Raw genomic sequence first — 25,994 nt, 5'->3', positions numbered from 1 at the left:
GATGAGGAGGTAGCGACACTCAACCGTCACTTCGAGCTTTTCTCTCATCAACTGGAAGAGCGGATTGAATCGGATGGCTTACCCAATGATTATTATGCTCAGGTAGCGGTGGGGGTTGGTGCAACGTCTGCAATCGTTGAGCAAAACCTTAAGAATATTCAAAATGTCCTATTAGAAATAAATGGCCTGTATGTGCAGCATGTCGAAACCAATCAAAAAGTGGGCTATGCCAATAATCAGCGATTTTTTGATCAGCGTTCCGCATTGTTTAAAAAACTGGATGGTTCCTTTGCAATGCTATCCAAACGTAGCGTTCAACTGCCTATCTACACGCAAATTAAACGCAATTTAAGCCTCTCCACTAAATCAGTCGTTCACAATGCGGATGAAATTCTAAACACGGGTTTTGTGAAAGAATTAGGGAAGCGGATTGGTAATATTGCTCTTGGAATTTCTGCCGCCAGAGGTGTGGGTTATGTAGGTTTACTTGTGGGTGCCGTCAGTGGTGTCGATAACATTTTTGAAGCGTGCAAGGTGGATGGATCTGGGGATTGTGGTAAGACGACGACTAGAGAGATAGCTGGATTTATTGGTGGTTGGTATGGTGGAGTAAAAGGCGGAGTTGCTGGCGTTGGAGTCGCGATTGCTTTGGTTATTGGTGTGACAGCTTCAGCTCCTGCTCTAGCGATCGCCACAATCGGTGGCGTAGTTATTGGTGGCGCCATTGGCGGTATTATTGGATCTACTACCGGTAAAGCTGGAGGTGATCTTGCTTATGATATCTATGAATGGGTGGTTGAATAAATGTCAAACGCTGTTTGGTGGGAGTTCTTTATCATGATTCCAGCGGCTATTTTGGGAGGGTATGCCATCATTTGGGCTGTGCCGGCTGTCATTATGAATGCGATCGTATCTTTAGGTAGCTTTAAGCATATTATTTTCATGGATAAACAATTAGCTAAAGACCTAGATAAATATTATGACGAAAAAGGCTATATGCGCCCGAAGTACCAGTTATCTTGGGAGATTGGCAGTCGTTGTTTTGATTATTGGTTTAAATACCCATTCATTCGTAAGCGTTCAACAACGAACTCAACTAAGTTCAAAATATTTATGTGGGTTAATGCGTTAGGCATGTGGAGCTGGATCGGTGTTTTTTGTTTTGGTTTACTCGGTAAACTGTTTAATATCATTTAACTATTCTGGGTTGAAATTAGGTGCGTGAGTGACACCACCTGCAACTGATTTAGTCACAATGTTGAATTTAAGAAGAGAGTGTTCGAAGACCGACTCACTGAATATATGTAACCCCGACAGTTACACAGAATTATTTACAGGGTCCATAAGCTTGATAACTTTAGTTAGTCTCCCTAAGCACTCAAAGATAGGGCCCTTGTTCATAGGCCTCCCATCATTACTAATTTTAGCCTACATGTACTCTGACTTTACTGACCATAATCCTAAGTTAATAAAAGCAACTTCTATGATCATGTTTATCGTTATCGTACTTTTACTACTCTACTTTCAACTTGTCGTATATTGATAATAGATCAACCTCAAGATTATAACTCTCGAGCCGTTCATCAATATTTCTGATAGTTTCTAGTTCCCCTTTCGTCTGTGGTGTAAATCTTATAGGAGGACATCAACACTCCATTGCCACCAAAAATATCTAACATTGCAGATGCACCTAAAAAAACAGAAAGAGCCTTAGAAAAACCCTGTAACTCTTCAATCTCTCTTAATGCCGTTTTACTATCAGAGCCAAAACGAATTATGCTATTTAAAATGCGAACGTTCTAGCGAGCGTTCGCTCTTAAGCTGAATTCGGCAACAAAGCCCCATAGTCATTGAAATATTGGCTGTGAGATCAATTACTTTTTAACAGCTAAAAAAACGATAAACATTCCTTTAGACCAATTGTGCCACCGTATGCACGAGTTACCGAAAAATAAAGAGATTGATAACTACTGCCAATCACTACAACCTTTGTCTAGTTCTCATTCCGAATTGATTTAGATCATTTTTCATTCAATCAATTGAGGTTATTTTGACATTGCGTTAACAGGAAAGTAACAAGGAAGATGCCAATGGAACTGAAACAAGACCCACGCTGCTACACAGATGTTTGCGTTAATGGAAAATGGTTTCACCATGACCACTGCACAACAACCGCATATATGCTCAAAGGCGGCGCTTCGTGTTCAATAGAACTCGAAAAAATGCCGGAAACCGAAAATGAACTTGTAGAACTTATTTCATCACAATTCTAATACTCAGAATCACTTTTCTATTCTCCTTTTCTTCTGAGTAACTGACAAAAATTCACTATATAAACAAGGCAGGTATCCCCCTGCCTTCCTCATCTAACGCTGAATTAAGCCGCTAATTTACTTGTTTTGTAGGTATTAACGCCAAACACAACAATCACAGCTAACACAAATGGCAATACGTAGACATTCATCGTCCGCCAACCTACGGATGCCTCTAACCACCCTGACATTAAGGCCGTGATCGTCACACAGCTAAAGACAAAAAATTCGTTAAATGCCTGAGCTTTCGACTTATTGTGACTTTGGTAAGATTGACTAAACAATCCGGTTGCCGCAATAAACATAAAGTTCCAGCCGACACCTAAGAGAACCAGAGCCAAGCTGAAGTGCCAAATCGACTGACCATGTATATTGATGGCAATACATAGAATAAACAGTAAGCCGCCCGACAATATCATTCTTCTGGCACCAAAGCGTTCTATCAGACGGCCGGTAAAGAACGCAGGAACGAACATACCCAGAACGTGCCATTCGATCACGCCCGCCGCTTTATTAAAATCGAAGCCGCAACCAATCATAGCGAGCGGTGTCGCCGTCATCAGGATATTCATGACCGCATATGCCACCATTGCAGCGAACACGGACACCATAAAGTTGGGCGCTGTGATGATCGTCGCTAATGAGTCGACTTTGGTGACTTGCGTCGCTGACAGTGGCTTAGGGAACTGAATAGTTTGCAATAAGCAAAGCGCACAAATATTCAGGACAATCAGTGCCATAAATGCCCCAACATAAAGCCCATCGGAGGACCATTGCTGAGAGTAGATGGCCAAGTTTGGACCCAGTATGGCGGCCAACACGCCACCAGCCATTGAGATCGATATCGCACGATGCCTTGCACTTTCATCACACACTTCAATGGCTGCAAATCGGTACAGGGTGCCAAAACCGATCCCAATCCCCAACAAGAAAGTACCTGCGCAAAACAGAGAGAAAGCCTTTATAGACAAAGCATATGTCGCTAAGCTGGCTCCGCTAATACCGATGATATTACCAATGCTAAACCCTTTTCTACGCCCCAGCTTACCCATGATCAAAGAAGCTGGAATCGTCGCGCTCATCAAACCTAGAAATTGTACTGCGACAGGTAACGTAATCAGACTGCTATTGGGAGCCAGTGTTTTTCCTACCAATCCAATAACAGAAATCAAAAGGATATTGCCAGTCATTAATAGCGCTTGGCACAGCGATAAAAGCCAAACGTTACGATTCATCGCAGTGCCTCTTTTACCGCAGCCTCAACGTGAATCATTACGGTATCGAACAAAGGCACTCGCGTGTCTGCCTGTTCAACCAGTAAACCAATCTCGGTACAACCAAGGATCACCCCTTGTGCTCCATCGGCATAGAGGTCGTCAATAATGGTGAGAAAGTCATCCTTGGAACGTTGACTGATCTGCCCTTGACAGAGTTCATCGTATATCACGGTATGAACGAGTTGACGCTGAACGCCATTTGGAACCACAACTTCAATACCATATTTATCGGTTAGACGTTGCTTATAGAAGCCCTGATCCATCGTATATGCTGTGCCTAATAGGCCAATTTTAGTGATTCCCTGCTCTGTTAACGCCTCACCAGTCGCATCCGCAATATGGAGAAGCGGGATGGAGATCGACTCTTCAACCTGCTGCGCCACTTTGTGCATGGTGTTGGTCGCGATAAGAACAAATTCTGCGCCCGCTCGTTCTAAAGACTGCGCCGCCTGACAGAGAATATCAGCATTGGCTTGCCAGTCGCCTGAGCGTTGTAGCGCTTCAATTTCAGCAAAGTCGACACTATTGAGTACCACTTTTGCCGAGTGCAAACCGCCTAACGCACTTTTTATACCTTGATTAAGCTGTTTGTAATACGTCACTGTCGACTCCCAGCTCATTCCGCCAATAATACCGATGGTTTTCATTCCGTTCCCTCTCCTAACCAGTTAAACCCACTAAAACAGATTGATGTAGAGAATACAAACAAAAAGCCTCTGGTGGTTAACCAGAGGCTTTAATCTTGCACTGAACAGACTAGTTGTCCGACGTGATCGGTAAGGTCTGTTTGACGTATTGTCCAGGCGCTGCTTCAATTGCAGGGAACTGTTCATTTCCTACCGTAAATGGCGCTACCTGTTCGTCTGGATTGAACGACAACAACCACTGGTGCCAATGCGTCCACCATGACCCCTCACTATGGGAAGCATTTGACAACCACTCCTCTGCACTATCGTCCAGAGAATCGTTCGTCCAGTACCCATACTTCTCTTTGGCTGGATGGTTAACAATACCAGCAATATGACCCGATTCACCAAGCACAAAGGTTTTGTTTCCGCCAACGTTGAGCGCACCACGATAGGTGCCCTGCCACAAGGCGATATGGTCTTCTTTAGTTGAAACGAAGTAACTTGGGATCTTGATTTTATTCAGGTCGATCCATACACCGCCAACTTTAACGCCTTTATCCGCCACCAACTTATTGTTGAGATATAGCTCTCTTAACATAAAGTTATGCGTATCCGCCGCGACGTTCGTGCTGTCACTGTTCCAATACAACAGATCAAAATCTACCGGGCTATTGCCTTTAAGATAATTATCTACGTAGTAATTCCAGTACAGGCTGTTTTCACGTAACAGGCTGAAAGTGACACTCAACGAGCGTCCGTCCATGTAACCTTTGGCGTTATTCTGCACTTCGATTGCATTGATGATGGTATCGTTAATGTACGCCCCCACTTCACCAGGCTGCGAGAAATCGAGCAAGGTAGTGAAGAAGGACGCGCTCTTAATGCGTTTCTTCATTCGCTTCGCAGCGTAGTAGGCAACCGTGCTTGCCAGAACCGTCCCGCCAATACAGTAGCCTGCGGCGTTAATCTGTTCCTGACCGGTGATATCTTCAATGGCACTGACCGCTTTCACGACACCTTCAGTGACATAGTCGCCAAACTCGACATGCTGCTGAGACTTCCCTGGGTTACGCCATGAGATCATAAATACCGCGTGTCCCTGTTCCAGTAACCAGCGAACCATAGAGTTCTTTTCTCGCAGATCGAGGATGTAGTATTTATTGATAAAAGGCGGAACAATCAATAACGGTGTCGCGTTGACCGTTTCCGTCAACGGGCGGTACTGAATCAGTTCAAACAATTCGTTGCGAAACACGATGTCACCTTGGGTATTGGCAATATCCTCACCTAATCGGAACGCATTATTGTTGGTCATACGAATCTTGAGAATATCCGCACTCGACTCAACATCTTCTTTCAGTTGTTCCAAACCCGCTAATAAGTTCTCACCGTTTTGTTCTAGTGTCAGCTTAAGTAATTCTGGATTGGTCGCAATGTAATTGCTTGGTGACAGTGCATTGATGGCTTGTCTAGAAAAAAAACTAATGCGCTCTTTGCTTTTCTCATCAAGTCCTTCAATGCTGTTGATTGTCTCAAGATAGGTTTTGCTAAACAGTAGATAAGACTGTTTGATGAAATTAAAAAAGATGTCTTTTTGCCACTCTTCGTTAGAGAAGCGCTTGTCACCTTTCTCTGCGCTGACGACGTCCTCTGTGTTGGCCGTAAGCGCGACATTTTGCCAAATCTGCAACTGCTGTTGCCACCACTCGGCCTGAATTTTAAGCAATGCCGCAGGCTGATTCGCCGCGCTTTCGAATAACTTGGCGGTATCTTCGAGGTTAACCTCTTGCATTGCTTTATTGAGTGGGGAGTTTGCGGCTGCCCTGCTCAACTCTAGATCTTCCCACCACTTTTGATTGGTTTCTTGGAGCTTAACAAGGTAGTCCGAAAAGAAGTTTTGTAACATATAACGACTCCTAAGATCGGAAAAGAGCCGCCTTTCGGCGGCAAAAAAGTCAGTGTTATGCAGGAGTCACTGTCTTAAGGTTTTCCGATGTCATTTGCTCAACATCGTCTTTGAACTCTTTCGCAATCGCCTGAAGCTTGTTGCTGTCGTCCATCATCTGTTGAGAAAGTTTGGTTAGTGCCGCTAGCTGCTGACCACTAAAAGCGGTCAGTGACGTCGCATCTTTGATTTCACTGGCTGCTTTCATCTGAGCGAGACCCATATCGCTGTAAGTACGAATAGCGTTAAGCTGAAGCTCAGTGAGTACTTCAACATTCTTTGTCACTAGCTTGTTGAATTTTACGTATGGTTCCATTGTCTTTTCTGTTTGATCTGCAAACGTCTTGAAAAAATCTGTGTACATGGTTGGTACTCCTAAGTTAAGTCCATTTAATTGGGTTAGTTAATTGATTTGATAACAACAGCAGTCCCCATACCGCCGCCAACACAAAGTGAAGCGACACCGTATTGATTTCCACTGCGATTAAGTTCATGAATGAGTGAAACTAGAATTCTGTTTCCGGAGGCCCCGAGTGGATGACCAAGTGCTATTGCACCGCCATTAACATTGGCTTTATCAAGAATTGAGGAGACTGACACACCGTGCTTTTCAGCCAGTTGGTGAATCACACCCAGTGCCTGAGCAGCAAACGCTTCATTGAGCTCATAGACACCAATATCATCTGTAGTCAGTTGCGCTTTTTGCAATGCGAGGCTGACAGCTTCAACAGGGCCAAGTCCCATGATTTCGGGTTCAAGTCCAGACTGAGCATAGCTAACGACTTCAGCGATTGGTGTAAGCCCGTGATCCTTCACCGCCGATTCACTTGCGACGATGATGGCACTGGCGCCATCATTGATTCCTGACGCATTGCCGGCGGTAACGGTCCCTTCTTTATCAAACGCTGGACGCAGGTTTGACAAACCAGTCAGAGTCGCGTCAGGCTTTGGATATTCATCAGTATCGAACACGACGGTTTCACGACGTTTTTTAACATCAACCGAGACGATCTCTTGCTTAAACATACCCGCCTCAATTGCAGACACCGCTTTTAACTGACTTGCCAATGCATATTCATCTTGCTGCTGACGGCTAATACCCACCAATTTGGCCACGTTTTCAGCCGTAACCCCCATATGGTATTGGTTATAAACATCCGTCAGCCCGTCGTTAATCAGTAGGTCGGTCAGATTCATATTGCCCATTTTGTGGCCATCTCGAATACTTGATGGTGCTGTGAATGGGATTTGAGACATTACTTCTACACCAGCTGCTACCACGATATTTGCATCACCGGCTTTGATGTGGCTTGCGGCATCCATCACCGTCTTCATACCACTGCCACACACCATATTGAGTGAATAAGCAGGCACTTGATGCGGAATACCAGCGTAAATCGCAGCTTGTCGACCAACGCCCATACCTTGTCCGGCACTCACCACGTTGCCGACAATGACTTCATCGATCGCGTCAACCTTAACGCCACTGTCAGCAATCGCTGCTTTGATGGCAATTGACGCTAGATTGCCGGCAGAAATGTCTTTCAACGAGCCACCGAAAGCGCCGATTGGTGTGCGTTTTGCCGCTACAATAAATATTTTTTCCATCTAATCGTCCCTTTAATTCATGTATAAGCCGCCATTTACAGAGAGTGTTTCCCCTGTAATGTAGGCTCCAGCATCACTGACCAAATAAGAGACGGATTGTGCAATTTCGTGAGGCGTGGCAAGACGTCGCATCGGGATCTGCTCTTTAATTGATTCGAGCACTTCTGGACGCATATCTTCGACCATAGGAGTGCCGGTATAACCTGGTGCCACAACGTTAACCGTCACACCACTTCGAGCACCTTCCGCTGCAAGTGCTTTAGAAAAACCGATCATTCCGGCTTTAGCTGCAGAGTAGTTAGTTTGACCAAACTGTCCTTTAAGACCGTTGACTGAAGAGATGTTGATTACGCGACCATTCCCCTTTTCACACATCGCAGAAAATAGGGGCTGAGTAACATTGAAAACACTATTAAGGTTGGTTTCGATAACATCTCGCCACGCAGAAGGAGACATTTTTTTAAACAGACCATCTCGGGTGATCCCAGCATTATTGACGATCACGTCAATCGTTCCCTCTTCCTCAAGCAATTTAGCCAGTCGCTCAGCACATTGCTCGGTGTCTGTTACGTCAAGCTCAAACAATCGAACCTGATCTTGGTTAAATCCTTTTTCATTAAACCATTCCAACGCACACTCATAATTACCAGTATAGTAAGTGGCGATGACTCGGTAGCCATCCTCGACGAGTTGTGAGGAAATAGCAGAACCAATTCCGCCTTTCGATCCAGTGATCAAAGCGATCTTCTTCATTAAGAGACTCCATTCTTTACAGCAATTAATAACCCAAACAAATATTGAAAAGCTCTCGTTATATATTTGTCATTGCGACAAACATAGAATAAATAATCTAAGGCTTTTTGCTTGCCTCTTATTAAACTAAGCTAATACCTAATTATTACACTTCAAATATTTTTTCACTTTTTATGCATAAAGGTGAACAAGGTCTCATATGGAATGAAATGTTATATCCTTGTTAACAATCGCTATCCAATTGATTAAACTAGACTTTAATTAAACTCCCATTCTATCAATAACATCTATCTTGCTGTTTTTGCACGGTATATTAGTATTTGCACTTATTTCATTAGTCTTCATCACTTGTTTAATGACAATGATTATCATGCAGTATAGTTTGAAAATGAGTAGTTAATTATCAGACTATCAATATAGTCATTAGTATTAACGATAAGAATAATAATTGAGATGAAGATGGCTTATTAAATGTAAGTTAATGATTAAATTAACAATCAACAAGAACTATATAGTCATACTTTAGTATAGTAAGGAATGATATTTTGTTTAATGATGTGATGATATTAATTTAATTCTATTCAATATCAATTTGTGTCAATTATCGACTATAGAAAGATAAAAAAGCCCGAAATTTCTTTCGGGCTGGCTTAAATCGAATCGAGGTTCAATCCATGAATTATCCGGCAGTGGATGGTTTGATTCGGTAAAGAATGGCAAACAATACCGGTACGACAATAAGGGTCAGTACCGTCGCGAATCCAAGACCCGCCATAATCGTAATTGCCATTGAGCCAAAAAATGCGTCAAACACCAAAGGAATCATTCCGAGTATGGTGGTTAAAGCTGCCATGCTTACAGGTCTTACACGTGATATCGCGCTATCAAATACCGCTTGGTAAGGTTCCTTACCTGACGAGAGCTCTATATTGATTTGATCCAACAATACGATACCGTTTTTCAAAATCATTCCGCTCAGACTTAGTAAGCCAAGAAACGCCGTGAAACTAAAAGGCATATCCATCGCTAATAAACCGATTGAAATACCAATGATAGATAGCGGAACGGTAAACCAGATCACCAGTGGTTTTCTCAATGAGTTGAACAACAACATAGTGATGATAAACATCAGCAAGTAACCCATAGGTAACGAACCAAACAGAGCCTCTTGTGCGTCTTTTGATGATTCATACTCACCACCCCAAGTAATCTCATAGCCATCTGGTAACGAGATAGCCTCCACAGCCGGTCTAACTCGGTTGAATAAACTAGCAGGTGTTTCATGACCAAGCACATCATGGTCTGCCAGCACCGTTAGCGTGCGTTTTCTATCACGGCGTTGAATGAGTGGTTCTTGCCAGTCTAAGGTGACACCATCTATCACCTGTTCAACCGGAACGTAACTTTGCAGTGTCGGGCTCCAGATTTTCACATTGGCTAGTGATTCAAAATCAACACGCTCTTGCTCGGGTAGTCGTGCAATAATCGGCAGTCTATGTGTGCCATCACGCAATAAGCCGATTGGTGTTCCGCCAAACGCCATCTGTAAGGTTTCAGAGACTTCTTGCTTAGAGATGCCAAGACGACGCGCCTTCGATTCATTGAACTGCGGTACTAATTCTTTAGTCCGTTCACGCCAATCGTGACGCACATTACGTGCTCCCGGGTCTTGCAGTAATACATCTTCTACCTGTACAGCGATATCACGCAGTACTTGAGGGTCAGGGCCTGCTATTCTCGCTTCAATCTTCGATGCAGGTGAAGGACCAAACTCCATCAGCTTAAATTGAAAAGTCGGCTGGTTGAATCGTGTCGATAAATGGGCATCTAGCTCCTCAAGCAGACCAAACATCGCCTCACGATCATGGGTACGCACCTGCAATTGTGAATAGGCTTCATAGCTCTTTTCTGGCTGATAGGTCAAAGCAAAACGTTGTAATCCCTGCCCCGTCGTCGTTGAAACAAACTCAACGCTGTCATACTGCCGAATGTAGCTTTCTACCTTTTTGGTTTCCTTGATGGTCTCTCGAATATCGGTTCCTTCAGGCATCCACATATCGATGTAGAACATAGGTGTGTTAGACGGCGGAAAGAACTGCTGTTTCACCATGCCAAAACCCACTACCGCAGCCGCTAACAAAGCAACCATGCTAATCACAGTAAGCCATCGGAAACGCAGTGCAAACCTCAAACTAGCACCAAAAAGCACAAACAGAATGCCTTTGTAAGGATCAGCATCTTGTTCATCCGTGTTCCCCTCTTGCTCCTTTAGTAGCAAGTCTGCTAGGAATGGCGTGAGCGTCAGCGCAGTAATCCAGCTCAAAAACAATGAATAGCAAAGTACCCAGAACAACGAGCCCATAAATTCGCCCGTCGCGTCCTGTGACAATCCAATCGGAGCAAACGCGGTAATCGCGATAATGGTCGCGCCGAGCAGAGGCCACTGAGTCTGTTTGGTAATATCGATTGATGCCTGTAATTTGCTCTTGCCACGCTTTAAGCCAACCAAAATACCTTCAACCACGACGATGGCATTGTCCACCAGCATACCTAGCGCAATAATTAGCGCGCCAAGCGATATACGGTGAAGCTCGACATCATTCTGCTTCATCAAGATGAACGTCCCCATCACGGTGAGCAGCAACACCGCGCCAATGATCAGACCGCTACGTAACCCCATCGCAAACAGCAGGACGATAATAACAATCGCCACCGCTTGACCGAGACTGATCAAAAAGTCGTCTACCGACTTTTCAACTTCTGCTGATTGGTTATAGAAATAGTTAATTTCTACACCTGCTGGACGAATGCTTTCTAATGCAGCGAGTTCCGTTTCTAGTTTTTTCCCCACCTCGACCACGTTGACACCAGCGCCAAAAGAGATTGCAAGGTTAATTGTTGGTTTACCGTTAAAAGTCAGGACGTTAGAAGGTTTTTCTTGTATACCTCGACTGATGGTCGCCACATCTTTGAGACGAATAAGATTACCAGTATCGCGGCCATGAATAATCAGCTCTTCAAGTGCTTGTTCTGAGTTCATCGTCCCGTTTGGTCTAATGGTTAGCGTCTGACCGTTCACCATCACTTCACCGGCAGCCTGCACACTGTTTTGTTGATTAAGCAGCCCAACGACTGTGTTCATATCGAGGTTGAGCGCCGCTAGACGTTCCAGTGATACCTCTACAAACAACTGTTCTTGTTGATCGCCCGCAATGGCAACCTTGCCCACGCCTTTTACCAGCTCCAGCTCTCGACTGAGGTAATCTGCATATCGTTTTAGTTCGACATAATCGTATCCATCACCCGTCAACATGATCATGACTCCGTACACATCACCAAAGTCATCGATTATCTGAATAGAATTGACACCACTAGGAAGCGTTGGCCTCAAATCATTGATTTTTCTGCGCATTTCATCCCAAATTTGTGGTAATTCGTCTGGACCATACTCCATTTCCATACTGACCATTATTTGTGACATACCCTGTGACGACGTCGAGGTTATCTTATCGATATAGGGTAGTTTGCGTATCTCCTTTTCCAATGGATATGTCAGCTCTTCTTCAACTTCCTGAGAGCTAGCGCCAGGATAGGTTGAGATAATCATTGCATCTTTGATGGTAAACGCAGGATCTTCTAGGCGGCCCAAATCCTCAAATGACGTGTACCCACCGATGGCTAAAATAATAAGGAATAGCCAGCTAATAACTTTGTTCTTAATTGAATACTCGGCGATGCTCACAGCTCTACTCCCTTAATTCGCATTCCTTCACGTAGCTTTGTTAGATTCGAATTGATTAACACATCACCTTGCTCAATGCCGTCTGATACCAAAGCGCCATTGCCGGTGATTTGGTCAATATTAATGGCGACACGATGGGCGCTACCTTCAACAAGCTTCCAAATATAAAAATCTTGGCTCTCTCTACCTGAATCGATTGATGTCATTGGGATCTGGTATGCCTGATAACCCGCTAACCCGGCTTTAGCTAGATCAACCAACACTTTAGCGCTGGTACCTGGCAAAACGTTGGGCTCTACCTGAGGCATACTCAACCATAATTCGTAAGTCTGGCTGTTGGGATGAAGTTCACTGGTATGCTCTAAATACGTGACCTTGTAACTTACATCATGTCCTGCATAAGTTACCGTAGGTTGGTACTTTTGAGCCTGAGCTTGAGGATTAAGTAACGCCAGCACCGAGTCAGAAACTTCGATTTTTACGTAGACCTGTGCTCTTTGGTACACCGACGCAACTTGTTCACCTGGCGATACATTTTCGTGTCGTTTCTTATCGACCGATGACACCACCGCATCGAAAGGCGCTTTCAAGCGCGTGTATTCCATACTCGCTTGTGCGGCACCCAAGTTCGCTTTCGCCAATTGGAAATTTGCACTTAGTTCATCGAGTTCAGCGGCAGAGATCATCTTATTGATACGTAATTCCTGACCACGTTTAACCTGCTTAAACGCCAGTTCATAGCGCGCCTGCGCATCAGCCAACTTTTGCCTTACCTTGGTATCATTGAGGACAGCGATTACCTGACCTTTACTCACCCTGTCCCCCTCTTTTACCAACATGGTCTGGATTTCACCATCAAGTCGAAAAGCGAGTGGTGTGAGCTCTGCGGGCATCACCTGACCATTGAAGGTACGAAACTGACTCTCTGTAGCTTGAGCGACAGTGAATGTATCAACAACAAGTGGATTGAGTGGGCGATGTTCCGTTTCCGGCATACACGCGGTGAGTAAACTCAAAGATAAGCCAGCGGCAATCCAATTAATTCGATTCATCTTAAATACCGCCCTCTTTAGTCCATGCTTTTACTTGTTGACCTGAGACTAGATTCTCGACACCCGCCTGCACAATCAGATCGCCCTGCTGAAGACCCGCGATAACATTGCCGTTGACATCGAGCGTGACATCAACGGGGGTAATGACTTGCTGTTGAGGATCGAACTTGAAGAGTTGGCCATGTTGACCACTCTTACTAATCCAAGCGCTTGGTGAGATATCGACTTTAGCAAAGCGTTTTTCATTGAGCAGGCGAACCTGTGCCGTCATTCCAGGTAATAAATTCAGCTTGTCTGGACGTTCAAAATTCAGACTTGCCCTGTAGCTATTGGTGTCTGAATCAGGCTGGGTAGAAATCTCTTTAAACCGTGCTGGAATCGATAGATCAGGATGGCTATCCATCACGACATTAAAAGCCGAGTTTTCAATATGATCCAGTCCATATTGCTCTGCATAACTAACCGGAATAGCAAAAACCACATCCACAACTCGATTATTAATCACATTCAAAATTGCTTGGTTAGCTGCGACAACCTGATGTTCTTTGCTAAAAATAAGTGAAACGACACCATCAAACGGGGCTGTAATCTTAGTGTATTCTAAGTCTGTTTTCGCTTGGTCAAATGCCGCTTTCGCAGCCGTATACGCCGCTTCACTTTGATCAAATTTGTCGACACTAATCAGATTTTTTTCATGAAGTGCGACCGCCCGTTGATAGGCGGTTTTCGCCAGATCATACTCTGCGTTCTTCGCATCGTATGCCAGTTGGTAGTCGGTAGGATCAAGCCAAGCAAGAAGCTGTCCTTTCTTCACGACACTGCCCATTCTGACGTCCACTACCTCAACTTCACCGCTGACTTGAAACGACATTGATGCACGATCAGTCGCATCAATATTAGCGATAAAGCGATCGTAACGACTGTTTTGTAGATCAGGGATCTCAACGAGTTTTACCGGAGTAACAATAGATTGGTTTATTTCAGAGTTAGCCTTGTTACAGCCCGTAACGGCAATAGCCACCGCAGCGATCGTGACCCACCTTGCAACAGGTATCATTCCTTTCATTGATATGCTCACTGTATGTTATCGAGTTTTATTACACGCATGTGCAGTATATAAAGATTGTGTGGCAGATCAATATTTATTTTCCACTCGTACAATAAAATTCAGACATGTACTATGCTATTTATGCGCTTGATTGATGAAATCCCCACGCTTTTCTGGTAGAAAGAGAGCGTTTTTAGAAATTGACGGTAACTATGACTGAACGAAAGCAAGGCCGAAGAAGTGCCCAAGACGCAGAAAAAACCAAGTGTGAGATCATGCGTGTCGCTACAGACCTATTTTGCGAACTGGGTTACGAGCGAGTATCACTGAGGAATATTAGTGATAAGGCGGGGGTATCTCATAGCCTCATCCGTCACCATTTCGGCAGCAAAGAACAGATATGGTACTCGATTAGTGATGGGCTCCATCGCTATATGGAAAGCTATATACAAACCATCATTGGCAACATGCCCAGCGATGTAAGTTCAAACATTAAGTTGTACCTATTCGCTGTGCGCTTGCTAGCGCATATGCTCGAATGCAAACAACCTATCCAGTTTATTGCTGACGCGGTTCGTCAAGAAGACGCGCTATTTGACTACTTTATTGATAATTCGGGCGAAATAGAAAGTCTCGTCAATCGTTTAGCTGAGCAATACAACCAAGAGCACCCGCAAAATCAGGTCAAAATCTGGGAAATTAAATGGCAGATGATTATGTTTGCACACAGTGCGGCGAGTTTGACGCCATTTATGAAAGAAACATGGTCCGACGAGACCAATGAATTACAAGTCTGTCTGCTCAACCACTGGCAGATATTTAACCGAATGATGGCATGTCGCTTTGAAGTGCCTCAAGAAATAGTACTCAATCCGCAAACTCTGTCTGAACTGGTTTACGAGATCGAGTGCTCTGATAGCAGCCAATATACCGATGAAGATTTTACTGAAGAAATGTAAACGGCGTCGATAGAACACATGATATAAGCCCTCACGCCAATATAGCTCAGAGGGCTTATTCGAGTCAGTTTTTGGCTAAAACGAACATGTGGTAGCCAAACTCATCTGCCAGTTCAGTACACAGTTTAACTTCTCGCTTAATATCTTTTAGCGCCTGCGACTCTCCCATTTCCGCTTCCAACTCTGCGACTCGACGCTTTAACGGCGCATAGTAATTCAGCCATGCTTGTGCGCTTTGTGGGAAATGGTTGACCACCTTATAACCAGCCTGTTCAATTTGAACCAAGCGCGTCTCTATAGATTGAATGTCAGGATACTCTTGGCTCCAGAATTCCAACGCCTCATCACTAGGCTCAGCAGCACGCCAAACCATATCACTGATGACTAACAACCCATGTTCAGAAAGTAAAGGGCGCCAAGATTTGAGAGCCTTTTCTACTCCCATAATGTATGCGCTACCTTCTGACCAAATAAGATCAAAGCTTAGGTCATCAAAAGGCAAGTCGGTCATACTTGCACATACTGTTTCGAGACGATGAGTGATCCCTTGCTGCGAAAAACGTTCGGTGAGTCGCGTTAACGCTGATTGCTCATTGTCGACCGCTACAATTTCCGCAGTACAAGCGTCCGCTAATACCTGAGTAGCTAAGCCCTTGCCACAACCGACCTCCAAGATCCGCTCAGGTGTAGAGGTCACTAACGAAAATGCTTTGGCTGTATCGACTTCACTACCTGGCCCCCAACGCTCAAGCGTCTCGAAAACTTTCATAAAGTCTGCCATATATACATCGTGTTCGTTCATATCTTTTGATAACCATTTAAGTCGCAACGCTTCTTTCTCGCTGAAACCTTGCTTAATTAACCATTCCAAATGAGCATCTGGAGCCAGTTTGTCTAACCCCGTATGCCAGCTTTTGCTCTCTTCTTCTCCGAGCAGTGCTGCGAGAAGACGGCGCGATTTCTGCTTCTGCTCAATTTCTATATCAAGAGCTTCAAGTCGGTTGCGTAATAATTGCCTGTCTACCTTGGCTTCAAGGCATACTTTGCACTCTTTTAGTGTCAGTCCCCCAGCCAATAATTGCTGGATCAAACGCACGCGTTGTAACTCCTTATCACCATACACACGGTAACCGTTAGATAGACGATGACTGGAGATCAGCTTTTGCTTTTCGTAATAAAGCAAGGCTGTGCGCGATAATCCAACAAGTGCTGCTAGCTCAGAAATTTTGTACACAAACTCTCTCCGCTCCTTCAATGGTCATGGAATATAAACTATAAAGTTATAGACAGGTCAATAACAGATAGCTCGACCGCTTTACTTGCTGAGAGCCTCAAATTTGAAGGCTGATATGAGATTTGTGGTTTGGAGGATAAAAAAGACCCTGATTGGTATCTCAGGGTCTATGATTGATTACTGAACTTTTAGTGTTGCAAGTTGTTGGTTAAGGTTCGCAACGACAGACTGCAATCGCTCGCTGACATGATCCACTTCGCTTGCAAGGCTTAGCAAATTGTCAGCGGAACTGCCGATACCATTGAGTTTATTACTGATTTCCAGACTCACGGCGCTCTGCTCCTCAGCAGCCGTTGCCACCTGAGTAACATTTTCATTGATCGTATTGATACGTTCAGTCGCCATATTCAACTGTTCATTGCTCTTTTGGCTACCTTCTACGCTCCTATTTACCCGTTGCTGACTAAGTTCCATTTGTTTTACCGCATCGGTTACATCAATTTGTAAACGTTGGATGAGGTGATCAATTTCGACGGTAGAGTCTTGTGTACGCGCAGCAAGATTACGCACCTCATCCGCAACGACTGCAAAGCCTCTGCCCTGTTCTCCCGCCCTAGCGGCCTCAATCGCCGCATTGAGCGCCAACAAATTGGTCTGATCCGCAATTCCACGGATGGTTTCCAAAATACTATTGATGTTCTCACTCTGTTTGGACACCTGAACAATTCGCTGTGATGTTTTCTCCATGTCTTGAGCCAGTGCCATGATTTCCTGAACCGAGCTATCAACGATATCTCTGGTACTCTGAAGAAAATTAAAGGCTTCTTGCGCATCATTTGAAACATTAGACGCCAACCCTGCCACTTCATTACTCGTTGCAGACATTTCTTCCACGGCCGCTGCCACGCTATCAATATCGCTCTTCTGAGTGTCCGTTGCATTGCGAGTTGACGCCGCTGTGTGGTTTAACTCTTGGGCATCTTGGGTTAGGCTATCTGACTGTTGCATGATGGCGAGGATCATCTGTTTCAGTTTGTTGGTAAATCCGTTAAAGCCACGTGCCATGTCTATTAGCTCTCGGTGTTGCTCAACATGAAGCGACTGAGTGAGGTCACCATCCGCACTCGCTAATGAGTTGAATTTGTTAGCCATTTGAGTCATCGGATTAATAAAACTATTGACCATAAGTAGCATCACAAAGATGGCGAAAACCAACACAACCAAGGCAGCAACGAGCATTGTGTTTAAACTGCTGGAGCCCGCCTTTTCTAACTGACCATCTAGCTGTATATAGGATTTCATTGCAACTTGGTAGGGCTGACGAATAACAATCGTCCATTCCGTCTGTGCTTGTGGAATGGATACAGTAGCTGAAGCGATCAGGTAGTCACTATCTCGGCCACTGTTGAACATTTCGAAAAGTTTAGGGTCTGCTTCAGCGAGTGGTCGAGTTAGCTTATCTTCTACGTGCGTTGCTGCGACCAAACGATTCTGACTACTTAAAAGAACAACTTCAGAGCCTTCCACCTCGCTGGCAATATCCGTCACCAAGCGTTGCAACTGTGGCAAGTTGATATCGACCCCAACCAGCCCGCGAAATTGCCCGCCCGCCATCACTGGCGCAGCAAGTGTCGTCATCAAGACTTCGTTGCCTTCGCTGACCTCATACCAATAAGGTTCAATGATACATGGTCGTCCACTATCTCGACTGCACAGGTACCATTCTGCTTCACGTTGGCCAAACTCATCCTTTTCATCGAGGTATTTCTCTTGAGGATCTTCCGTGGAGTAGAACACTAACTCTCCATCCTCCACAACCCAATAGATTTCTAATGTACCGCTTGATGAGCTATGGGTTTCATCACCAATGTATTCGTTATCTTGGCCATCGTATCCATTGGGTTCAAACTGGCTATATACGGCATTAACATTGGGATTAGCGATCAGCATATCTTTGTTTAAAGACTTCACCTGCTGGCGTGAAAACGGTGTGCCCCCCTGATGAATAGAGCTGGACTTAAAGCTCTCTGCCAATGTTAACGGAACAACAAACGCCTGATTCAGATAACCACTGACTTGCTCTGCCGTTTCTTGTGCTCGAAGCTGTAGTTGAGCGTTAGCGCTCTGCTCAACCTGTTGCGAAACCAACTGTTTGGTTTGTTGCGATGTTTCCAACATAGAGTTGGTACTAATGTATGTTCCAACCGCTTGTGTGAATAACAAGATGGAGATGGTAACAAACAATAGCTTTGCTTTAAGAGATATCTGCTTCATATATTTCCCCCAGTAACATCTCCACTATAACGAATGAAATCCTATAAAGCACAGTAATAATAAGAGACCAGTCTCTCAATTGATAAATATATGATTTACAGCCCAAAGAACTTAGCAACTTTGTAACCTTGCATGATCTAGCGTAGTTTATGTTGTAGTTTAAATCTGCCCCACAAAAAAAAGCGAGCTTACTGCTCGCTTTGTTGCCTTAAGATAATTTCACTTGCTTATTGATCTAACTCGATAGGTTTCGCTGTTTTGGATCATCACTTAGATATTCAATAAGTTCAATTTCAAAACCGGCCGGATCAATAAAATATAAGTCCTACACTGACAAGCAATTTAGTCAGCCAGATTTGACCATTTCAATGACCCGTCAGGCGTTTGAGAACATGATGACCAAACAAGCAACGCTAAAACAGGAAATCAAAGCAGGCAACTTTAGCGTGTCAGATCAAGAAGAGTTTAATAAGCTTATGGGCGTATTTGACCAATTTGACATGTGGTTTGAGGTGGTCACGCTTTAATCTAAAAGCGACATAACACAATTAGTTGTTTACGTTAAAGCCCGCCTGATCCACGGGCTTTTTTCACTTGTTCTGGCGGATCAGCGGTCATTATATCCAAGACAAGTGACGCTGATTAAAGCCACTTTTTCCACGACAGAAACACTGCCAACAGAGCAGTTCCGCCAAAGCATATCGCCACAACAATCCAAAAGCCCATGCTATTTTCGACACCAGGCATCCCGCCGACATTGATCCCCATTAGTCCGGTAAAGAATCCCAGAGGCAAGAAAATAGCGGCAATCACCGTCAGGACATAGCTGCGATTGTTTAGCTGCTCAGAAATACGACTGAGCAATTCCTCTTGCGCCATAGAAGCACGCTCTTTTATCGTATCGATATCTTCGACATAGCGAATTTGTCGGTCGGCGATACTACGCAACGCAAGTCGGTCAACATCACTCAGCCATGCTAACTGTTCCACTGCCAGTCGGTTTAAAGCCTCTCTTTGCGGGGCAATATAACGTCGAATGCCGATACTTTGCTGTCTAAGACGAAGTAACTGAGAACGAAGCTGCTTCGCATCACCATCTAATATGTTTTCCTCAACGCCTAACACGCTATCTTCTATGACGTTAATGGTATCGTTCATTCTCGCAACGATGCGGTCAGTCCATTCAATCAGCAACGCTGGGATTGTTGCAGGGCCAGCATGCTCATTAAGGTTGGCGACAATATCTTGTGTCGAAAGCAGCATTCTTTTTCTGCTACTGATTAAGATTTTGCCGTTCGTCCACAGCCGTACCGAGACCATATCTTCTGGATTGGAGCCAGGATTGAGATTCACACCTCGCAAGATGAGCAAGAGGTTATTTACCCGAGTCAGCACGTGCGGTCTGTTTTCACTGTTCAGCAAACCATCTACAGCTATCTCATTGAGTCCACTGCATCTTTTTATCCAGTCGCACGCTTGTTGATGACTGTAATCAAAATGCAGCCACAAGCCACTTTCTGATTCATCCCACTGATTGACTTCTTGCCATGACAATTTTCGACTACCGCCATTGCCATCAAGTAACAACGCGTGAATTAAGCCCTCAGGCTCTTTGTCCGTCGTAACAAATCTCGACATTTTCTATTCCATTAATATCTATCATCGATAGCGAGTGAAACCACTAACATTAACGCCATCTGTCGCGTTATTTACCGAAGTATATGTTTGCCTTGTACATCGATCCAACAGGAGATTTAACTAAACGCGAGAGTTGAGCCATTTGGCTCAGTTTAGTCTATTGTTTATTTGTTAATCGGGTAATTATGAAGGCGATAAAATCATGCAATTTAATCACAATGAATTGTTATAACGATAAAAATTATTTGTTGTTAACTTTGCCAAACTGCGAATATCTTTCGCATACCAATAACCCTACTTAATCGAGACGATTGCAATGTCTTTTCAAGAAATTCGACAAGGTAAAACGCACTTCTATGACAATGTCCATTTCTCACGTGGATTTTCTAAATCTGGAGACTTCACTCTGGCTGAAGATCAGTTACTCACGTTTTATGGAAAAACGTTACTCGGACTCGAAAGTGGTGAGTTAACTCCAGAGAATCAAGCTGAATCTGATTTCCTAGACGTTATTCAAGGCAAGAAAGAACCAACCACCAAGTTAGAGCGTACTTGGATGAAATACATAAAGCTTGCTCGTGGTAAAAAACGCTTCCATACATTAAACAGTAAACCAACAGTCTCTGATGATGACTATAACAGCTATGACCTAGTAGAGGACGACTAATGCACATTTGTTTCCTTATGTACCCGTGGGAACGCGTGTGCCCAGAAACCGATACCACTCTTCGCCTTGTTCACGAATGCGCAGCACGTGGACATACCGTGGCGATCACAACAACCAGTGGACTGACTATTCGAGACAGCACTGTTTATGGTTTCTGCAACGTAATTAAAAAAGGCCAGAAGATCACGGATAAAATTCCGTCCTTCTACCGTCAAGTCGAGTTTTCCAAAGCGCGTCTGCCAATGGCCGGTTTTGACGTTATCTTTATGCGTGCCAATCCACCTTTGGACAACTTAGCGCTGAACTTTTTGGACTCGATTAAAGACGACACTTTGATCATCAATGACCTAGAAGGTCTGCGTCTAGCGAACAACAAACTGTACACCGCGAGTATGGGTGGCGCAGCAAGCGAATTCATTCCAGCCACTCACGTATCCAAAAATCGTGAATACTTGCAGCGCGTTTTAGAAGAGAGCGACAGTGAAAAAATGATCCTCAAGCCACTTAATGGCTTTGGCGGTCATGGTGTGATCGTTATCGAAAAGAACGCCCGACAAAACTTCCGCTCTTTGCTCGACTTCTATATTGGTGAAGGCGATCAAAGCAACTATGTGATTCTTCAGGATTACATTGAAGGTGCCGAACTCGGTGACAAACGCATCTTAATGCTTAACGGTGAGCCGATAGGCGCAATGAGTCGTGTTCCAGCAAGTGGGGAGTTCCGCTCTAATGTCCACGCAGGTGGTAAAGTGGTGAAACACAGCATCACCAAAGAAGAAAAACGCCTCTGTGCCGCGATTGGCCCTAAACTAGTACGCGATGGTCTCTACTTCACAGGTCTGGATGTCATCGGTAATAAACTCGTTGAAGTTAACGTACTCAGCCCTGGCGGTATTATGCGTATCAACAAGTTGAATCGTGTCCGTCTTCAGCGTCAGGTGATCGATTTTGTAGAAAACATTGTTAACTCAAAACACCTTCTACAGCAAAGAAAGAGCACCTTCCGCACGGCAGTTGAGAATGCTCACATTGAACCATAAGCAATACACTCTTAAAGAAATGCTCTCGCTGATCCAGCGAGGGCAACCTTTTTCAGGCGAACTTATTGACGCTGGATGCTTAGTCAAAATTGATGAGTATCTACCAGTGGTTTGCACCGCGATTCACGCAGGCTCTCGTCTACGCGATGAACTGACCCACCGCTGCGTGCTCAATGAAACAGAACGTTTATTTGAGGAAGACCCTTTTACCGACGATATGATCGCGTCTCAGCCGATCACACTTGTTGGTCTCGATTCTCGCTTTGAGTACGATCTTAACCGTGCATTGACGTTAAGTACCTACTATAAGTCTGCGTGGAATCGTTTGGTGTGGAAGAAGCCTCTTAGTGATCGTCACCGTGCTGAAAGCCATCGCAAACACACGGCATTCTACACTATCTATGAAGCCATCATTTCTAAGCTAGAATCGATGCACGATAGTGTTGTCGTGTTTGACATGCACTCTTACAACTATAAACGCCAGAAAAGTGATGCTCCGGTATTTAACATCGGAACCTCACAAATCGATATGGAGCGTTGGGGAACGGTCGTTCAACGTTTTTGTTCAGAGCTCGCTAAAGTTACTTTGCCTAATTTGACCACTACCGCTGAAATTGACTCGGTATTTGAAGGTCGTGGGTATCTAATCTCGCATACCAACGCACACTTCGACCGAACCTTGGTTCTTCCAACTGAAGTTAAAAAGGTCTTTATGGAAGAAGAGTCTGGGACGCCTTTCCCACTGGTGCTTGAAGCTCTTCAGTCAGGTTTAAAAGCCGCATTTAGCCAGACCAGTGCTTTTGTTCAGCGTAAGTTCAATAAAAAACGTCGTACTAGCAAGGCAGACATGTTGAGTTCGAACATCGAACCTAATCTGCTAGCACTCGACAAGCAGTTGTATCAACTTGCGAGTAAAGTCGAAACACTGAAATATGTCAACCCGACAAACTTGCAAGCAGAGTTTAAACGCTTCGAAGCAGCGCCGAGTCGGTATAAGCCTAATTATCGCTATCGACAGTTGCCGATCAACGTCAACGAGTTTAAACAAAAACTCTACCGTTTGCCGATTGAGACCATTTCCGACCCGGATATGCGCCATCTATACAGTGATATGGTGCAGAAGCTTAATGACAAAATGGACTTGCTGACGTCTGTTGGCAACGAAGCATTTTTGTATAACGCACTAAGATATCACGGTCGCCCAGACAATAAGGATTTGGATAACGCTCGCTTCCTGCTCTACGCAAAACTGCTCGAGGAAGACGTTAACGAGCATGTTGATTCGTCAGTCGCGTTACAACGACTCTCTCAGGCTGCCACTGAGATGGGGATGAGATGTAAGGTTACGGGTTCCAACACGCTTGCAGCGAAAGCGATGGTAACGGCAAACCCGCCGACTCTCTACGTAAATAGCAAAGCCAACTTTACCGATCGTGAGTTAGAGCGTTTAGCACAGCATGAACTGGGTGTGCATATGGCAACCAACTACAATGCGCGTATTCAACCGTTAAAGATCTTTCGCTTAGGGTTGCCCGGTTCGACGGTCTCGCAGGAAGGTTTGGCTATCTTGGCCGAGTACAAGTCTGGTTACTTGTCTCATGAACGCCTTAATATGCTCGCTAAGCGCGTCCTCGCCGTGGATTCTATGCTAAAAGAGCAGAACTTCTATCATACTTACAGCTATATTGTCGATGAGCTAAAACTCGATCGAGAGAGCGCGTTTTCATTAACGACTCGTGTTTATCGTGGTGGTGGTTTAACCAAAGATCATCTCTATCTGAAAGGCTTTTTACAGGCGTTACAGACCGAGAAATCTCGTCCTATCGACAACTTGTATGTCGGCAAGTGTAGTTTCCGCTATCACGACTTGCTCGATGAGCTTATGAATCGCGGTTGGTTAAAGAAACCCATTTTCTTACCCACTGTCATCAATCAAGATGATAGCAATACCACGCTAGACTATCTGATTGAGTCTCTGGCAATCTAAGTTTATAGACAAGCGACTATTTAACAGATAAAGCGAGCGTAATGCTCGCTTTTTGTTGCCTTCAATCTACTGTGTTGTCGTTACGAACAGTAGACAATCATTCGTGCTCACAAATAATTTGCGCGTTAAGCGTCTGCTGTTCACTGACACTCAACGCACAGACGAGAGTTAAAACGACTTTAGGATCTCTGCGTGGTAGTGAGCAATATCTATCTCAACGCCAAACTCCTGCGCCCATTGATCAAGCTCTGTTTGCGCCGACTCGAGGCTATTGATCGTTATGGTATTGTCATCCAACTGCCATAACTGACGTGAACCATCATAGCTAAACTGAAGTGCAAGCATTGCCTGTGGATTGCCCTCCTTTGCCGCAGCTTTCAGTGCTCTACTCTTGCGATAGATATGATTTAACGCCTGTTTAAGCTCCCATACATAGACGACTTCATGCATCTTGGGATGAGTTTTAAACTTGAGTAAAATGGTCACGACGAGTAGCGCACTAACCACAACGCCAAGCAGATTCCAATGGAAGTGAGAGCCTGATTCGGCAGGGAATAAATAAATTAATGTCTGTGATACCGCTAGGCTCGATAAGGCTAAAAAGGCGATGCATGAGACAATAACCACATTCAAACGTGAACGGTATAACTGTTTGTCGATTCGTTGTAGTTTCATCAATAGTCCATTGTGTTGCGTTTATTTACATGACGTCGAGAAACTTACGATTATACATTGTGAATAGAATCAAATAAGCGATATTTTGTTGCAAATGGTGAGCTAATCCGTCATCTCTGGTAACAAACGACGTTCGGCACTTTATCAACAGAAAGTGCCGAACCCATTCGCCATCAACCACAGTCAGACAAGGTGAAGGCTACCTGAATGATATTCCAGACCATTGTCTATGTCTTTGCCAAGTAAAACGGGGCCATCCAAATCGACGATTTCAGCCCGCGTCGCAATGGGAAGCGCGGCTTTCATGGCTAATGATGTCCCCAACATACAACCTGTCATGATACTAAAACCGAGTTTTCTAGCCTGCTGTTCAAGTAATAAGGCTTCGGTTAGGCCACCCGTTTTATCTAACTTAATATTGATCATTTCATAACGATCAACCCGATTGTCTAAGTCCACACGAGTGTGGCAACTTTCATCGGCACACAAAGGGATAGGATGAGCAATCTGTGCTAATCGATAGTCATCGTCTGCTGGAAGGGGTTGCTCAATCATGGCGATGTTATAAGGAACCAGCTGTTCAAACAGTAACTCAAGATCAAGAGAGTGCCATGCTTCATTCGCATCCAGTATCAAACGACACTCAGGTGCGACCTCTCTAATCGCCGCGACACGTTCGACGACACGGTCACTGTCTAGCTTCACTTTCAACAATGTTGCTCCCTGAACGATGTATTCTTTCGCTTGCTTAGCCATCGTTCCCACATCCCCAATTGAGACCGTCATCGCTGTCTCGATCACGTCATTAACGGGGAAATATGGCGTCGGGAAACGCTCTCCTTCCAGTTGGCTAATAACATCCCATAACGCACAATCGATGGCATTTCTTGCTGCCCCCGCGGGCCTAGTTTGTAATAACACCTTAGCCCTCTGTGGCGCTAACCCAGCTAAGCTCTCTTTCCATCGCTCAATTTGCTCAATAACAGACTCCACACTCTCCTCGTATCTTGGATAAGGCGTACACTCACCTACTCCTTCAAGGCCTTGGTAACTGATGGTTACCCTCACCATGTGGCAATGCGTTCTTGTCCCTCTAGAAATAACGAATGGCGTCGCGAGCTCGACAGTGTACGGTTCAGCATGTATCTTCATGA

Annotated in this window: 21 protein-coding genes and 2 pseudogenes; 8 read left to right on the top strand and 15 right to left on the bottom strand. The window is 44.6% G+C overall.

The genetic code is table 11. The features are described from left to right. The 3 genes and pseudogenes from ACQEXT_RS01325 to ACQEXT_RS01315 form a co-directional block, all read left to right on the top strand. Positions 1–804 (top strand): annotated as a pseudogene (locus ACQEXT_RS01325) (hypothetical protein); the annotation flags it as partial. Continuing rightward, complete coding sequence (locus tag ACQEXT_RS01320; RefSeq protein WP_331428173.1) at positions 805–1,197, top strand: hypothetical protein; 393 nt, start codon at positions 805–807, stop codon at positions 1,195–1,197. 893 nt (positions 1,198–2,090) lie between these two features. Continuing rightward, positions 2,091–2,273 (top strand): hypothetical protein, encoded by a 183-nt coding sequence (locus ACQEXT_RS01315; RefSeq protein ID WP_331418321.1) that lies wholly within the window; start codon positions 2,091–2,093, stop codon positions 2,271–2,273. 104 nt (positions 2,274–2,377) lie between these two features. Here ACQEXT_RS01315 and ACQEXT_RS01310 read toward each other — a convergent pair whose 3' ends face one another. The 9 genes from ACQEXT_RS01310 to ACQEXT_RS01270 all read right to left on the bottom strand — a co-directional run bounded on the left by ACQEXT_RS01310 (position 2,378) and on the right by ACQEXT_RS01270 (position 14,384). Next, entirely contained in the window at positions 2,378–3,547 is a 1,170-nt protein-coding gene (locus ACQEXT_RS01310) for an MFS transporter (RefSeq protein ID WP_331418322.1), read from the bottom strand. After that, a complete protein-coding gene (locus ACQEXT_RS01305; protein ID WP_138970953.1) occupies positions 3,544–4,236 on the bottom strand; it encodes an aspartate/glutamate racemase family protein in 693 nt (230 codons plus the stop codon). The genes ACQEXT_RS01310 and ACQEXT_RS01305 overlap by 4 nt, the downstream gene beginning before the upstream one ends. A 109-nt stretch (positions 4,237–4,345) precedes the next feature. Then, the gene (phaC, locus tag ACQEXT_RS01300) at positions 4,346–6,124 is read right to left on the bottom strand and encodes a class I poly(R)-hydroxyalkanoic acid synthase (RefSeq protein WP_426950288.1); all 1,779 of its coding nucleotides are present in this window, start codon (positions 6,122–6,124) and stop codon (positions 4,346–4,348) included. Positions 6,125–6,179: 55 nt separating this feature from the next. Further along, positions 6,180–6,527: a phasin family protein gene (locus ACQEXT_RS01295; RefSeq protein ID WP_138970951.1), complete on the bottom strand. Its 348-nt coding sequence runs from the start codon at positions 6,525–6,527 to the stop codon at positions 6,180–6,182. A gap of 35 nt (positions 6,528–6,562) precedes the next feature. Further along, positions 6,563–7,771 carry an acetyl-CoA C-acetyltransferase gene (locus ACQEXT_RS01290; RefSeq protein WP_426950287.1) on the bottom strand — a complete coding sequence of 403 codons (1,209 nt, stop codon included), beginning with the start codon at positions 7,769–7,771 and terminating at the stop codon, positions 6,563–6,565. 12 nt (positions 7,772–7,783) lie between these two features. Beyond that, positions 7,784–8,524: an SDR family oxidoreductase gene (locus ACQEXT_RS01285; protein WP_138970949.1), complete on the bottom strand. Its 741-nt coding sequence runs from the start codon at positions 8,522–8,524 to the stop codon at positions 7,784–7,786. A 679-nt stretch (positions 8,525–9,203) separates the two neighbouring features. Beyond that, positions 9,204–12,266 carry an efflux RND transporter permease subunit gene (locus ACQEXT_RS01280; RefSeq protein ID WP_426950285.1) on the bottom strand — a complete coding sequence of 1,021 codons (3,063 nt, stop codon included), beginning with the start codon at positions 12,264–12,266 and terminating at the stop codon, positions 9,204–9,206. Next, a complete protein-coding gene (locus ACQEXT_RS01275) occupies positions 12,263–13,318 on the bottom strand; it encodes an efflux RND transporter periplasmic adaptor subunit (protein WP_426950284.1) in 1,056 nt (351 codons plus the stop codon). The genes ACQEXT_RS01280 and ACQEXT_RS01275 overlap by 4 nt, the downstream gene beginning before the upstream one ends. A 1-nt stretch (position 13,319) precedes the next feature. Next, positions 13,320–14,384: an efflux RND transporter periplasmic adaptor subunit gene (locus ACQEXT_RS01270; protein ID WP_426950283.1), complete on the bottom strand. Its 1,065-nt coding sequence runs from the start codon at positions 14,382–14,384 to the stop codon at positions 13,320–13,322. Positions 14,385–14,578: 194 nt separating this feature from the next. Here ACQEXT_RS01270 and ACQEXT_RS01265 point away from each other — a divergent pair, with 194 nt between their 5' ends. Next, complete coding sequence (locus ACQEXT_RS01265) at positions 14,579–15,325, top strand: TetR/AcrR family transcriptional regulator (RefSeq protein WP_138971590.1); 747 nt, start codon at positions 14,579–14,581, stop codon at positions 15,323–15,325. A gap of 64 nt (positions 15,326–15,389) precedes the next feature. On the opposite strand, the gene ACQEXT_RS01260 is transcribed toward ACQEXT_RS01265, so the two are convergent. The 3 genes and pseudogenes from ACQEXT_RS01260 to ACQEXT_RS01250 all read right to left on the bottom strand — a co-directional run. Beyond that, positions 15,390–16,559 (bottom strand): MerR family transcriptional regulator, encoded by a 1,170-nt coding sequence (locus ACQEXT_RS01260; protein WP_426950282.1) that lies wholly within the window; start codon positions 16,557–16,559, stop codon positions 15,390–15,392. 177 nt (positions 16,560–16,736) lie between these two features. Continuing rightward, positions 16,737–18,833 carry a methyl-accepting chemotaxis protein gene (locus ACQEXT_RS01255; RefSeq protein ID WP_426950281.1) on the bottom strand — a complete coding sequence of 699 codons (2,097 nt, stop codon included), beginning with the start codon at positions 18,831–18,833 and terminating at the stop codon, positions 16,737–16,739. 235 nt (positions 18,834–19,068) lie between these two features. Further along, positions 19,069–19,158, bottom strand: a pseudogene (locus ACQEXT_RS01250) (VOC family protein); the annotation flags it as partial. Here ACQEXT_RS01250 and ACQEXT_RS01245 point away from each other — a divergent pair. Beyond that, positions 19,124–19,360, top strand: a complete 237-nt coding sequence (locus ACQEXT_RS01245; RefSeq protein ID WP_426950298.1) for an alkyl sulfatase C-terminal domain-containing protein — start codon at positions 19,124–19,126, stop codon at positions 19,358–19,360. The pseudogene ACQEXT_RS01250 and the gene ACQEXT_RS01245 sit on opposite strands and share 35 nt — an antisense overlap. A gap of 115 nt (positions 19,361–19,475) precedes the next feature. On the opposite strand, the gene ACQEXT_RS01240 is transcribed toward ACQEXT_RS01245, so the two are convergent. Beyond that, positions 19,476–20,471 carry a zinc transporter ZntB gene (locus ACQEXT_RS01240; RefSeq protein WP_426950279.1) on the bottom strand — a complete coding sequence of 332 codons (996 nt, stop codon included), beginning with the start codon at positions 20,469–20,471 and terminating at the stop codon, positions 19,476–19,478. A gap of 316 nt (positions 20,472–20,787) precedes the next feature. Between ACQEXT_RS01240 and maoP the strand changes: the two genes are divergently transcribed. From maoP to ACQEXT_RS01225, 3 genes are read left to right on the top strand one after another with little or no spacing between them, the layout of a single operon-like run. After that, positions 20,788–21,138: a DUF413 domain-containing protein gene (maoP, locus tag ACQEXT_RS01235; protein WP_138971592.1), complete on the top strand. Its 351-nt coding sequence runs from the start codon at positions 20,788–20,790 to the stop codon at positions 21,136–21,138. Then, positions 21,138–22,178, top strand: coding sequence for a glutathione synthase (gshB, locus tag ACQEXT_RS01230; RefSeq protein ID WP_426950278.1), 1,041 nt, complete (start codon positions 21,138–21,140; stop codon positions 22,176–22,178). Before maoP ends, gshB begins: the two co-directional genes overlap by 1 nt. Further along, entirely contained in the window at positions 22,159–24,165 is a 2,007-nt protein-coding gene (locus tag ACQEXT_RS01225) for a flavohemoglobin expression-modulating QEGLA motif protein (RefSeq protein ID WP_426950277.1), read from the top strand. The genes gshB and ACQEXT_RS01225 overlap by 20 nt, the downstream gene beginning before the upstream one ends. Before the next feature lie 168 nt (positions 24,166–24,333). Here the strand turns inward: ACQEXT_RS01225 and ACQEXT_RS01220 are convergent, their stop codons facing one another. Together ACQEXT_RS01220 and dgcA are read right to left on the bottom strand one after the other, a co-directional pair. Beyond that, positions 24,334–24,840 carry a DUF3087 domain-containing protein gene (locus ACQEXT_RS01220; protein WP_426950276.1) on the bottom strand — a complete coding sequence of 169 codons (507 nt, stop codon included), beginning with the start codon at positions 24,838–24,840 and terminating at the stop codon, positions 24,334–24,336. 183 nt (positions 24,841–25,023) lie between these two features. Further along, positions 25,024–25,992, bottom strand: coding sequence for an N-acetyl-D-Glu racemase DgcA (gene dgcA / locus ACQEXT_RS01215; protein ID WP_426950275.1), 969 nt, complete (start codon positions 25,990–25,992; stop codon positions 25,024–25,026). Positions 25,993–25,994: the final 2 nt, after the last annotated feature.

The organism is Vibrio sp. TRT 29B02 (assembly GCF_050113655.1).
In the GTDB taxonomy this organism is placed as follows: Bacteria; Pseudomonadota; Gammaproteobacteria; order Enterobacterales; family Vibrionaceae; genus Vibrio.
The sequence above is the reverse complement of the archived record's forward strand: the minus strand, read 5'-3'. Positions and strand labels throughout refer to the sequence as shown.

Coding starts and splice junctions, on each gene's coding strand:
- gshB (WP_426950278.1), top strand. CDS start 21,138: ATGCACATTTGTTTCCTTATGTACCCGTGGGAACGCGTGTGCCCAGAA.
- ACQEXT_RS01240 (WP_426950279.1), bottom strand. CDS start 20,471: ATGTCGAGATTTGTTACGACGGACAAAGAGCCTGAGGGCTTAATTCAC.
- ACQEXT_RS01295 (WP_138970951.1), bottom strand. CDS start 6,527: ATGTACACAGATTTTTTCAAGACGTTTGCAGATCAAACAGAAAAGACA.
- ACQEXT_RS01310 (WP_331418322.1), bottom strand. CDS start 3,547: ATGAATCGTAACGTTTGGCTTTTATCGCTGTGCCAAGCGCTATTAATG.
- ACQEXT_RS01265 (WP_138971590.1), top strand. CDS start 14,579: ATGACTGAACGAAAGCAAGGCCGAAGAAGTGCCCAAGACGCAGAAAAA.
- ACQEXT_RS01225 (WP_426950277.1), top strand. CDS start 22,159: ATGCTCACATTGAACCATAAGCAATACACTCTTAAAGAAATGCTCTCG.
- ACQEXT_RS01275 (WP_426950284.1), bottom strand. CDS start 13,318: ATGAATCGAATTAATTGGATTGCCGCTGGCTTATCTTTGAGTTTACTC.
- ACQEXT_RS01220 (WP_426950276.1), bottom strand. CDS start 24,840: ATGAAACTACAACGAATCGACAAACAGTTATACCGTTCACGTTTGAAT.
- ACQEXT_RS01290 (WP_426950287.1), bottom strand. CDS start 7,771: ATGGAAAAAATATTTATTGTAGCGGCAAAACGCACACCAATCGGCGCT.
- maoP (WP_138971592.1), top strand. CDS start 20,788: ATGTCTTTTCAAGAAATTCGACAAGGTAAAACGCACTTCTATGACAAT.
- dgcA (WP_426950275.1), bottom strand. CDS start 25,992: ATGAAGATACATGCTGAACCGTACACTGTCGAGCTCGCGACGCCATTC.
- ACQEXT_RS01270 (WP_426950283.1), bottom strand. CDS start 14,384: ATGAAAGGAATGATACCTGTTGCAAGGTGGGTCACGATCGCTGCGGTG.
- ACQEXT_RS01320 (WP_331428173.1), top strand. CDS start 805: ATGTCAAACGCTGTTTGGTGGGAGTTCTTTATCATGATTCCAGCGGCT.
- ACQEXT_RS01315 (WP_331418321.1), top strand. CDS start 2,091: ATGGAACTGAAACAAGACCCACGCTGCTACACAGATGTTTGCGTTAAT.
- ACQEXT_RS01305 (WP_138970953.1), bottom strand. CDS start 4,236: ATGAAAACCATCGGTATTATTGGCGGAATGAGCTGGGAGTCGACAGTG.
- ACQEXT_RS01285 (WP_138970949.1), bottom strand. CDS start 8,524: ATGAAGAAGATCGCTTTGATCACTGGATCGAAAGGCGGAATTGGTTCT.
- phaC (WP_426950288.1), bottom strand. CDS start 6,124: ATGTTACAAAACTTCTTTTCGGACTACCTTGTTAAGCTCCAAGAAACC.
- ACQEXT_RS01255 (WP_426950281.1), bottom strand. CDS start 18,833: ATGAAGCAGATATCTCTTAAAGCAAAGCTATTGTTTGTTACCATCTCC.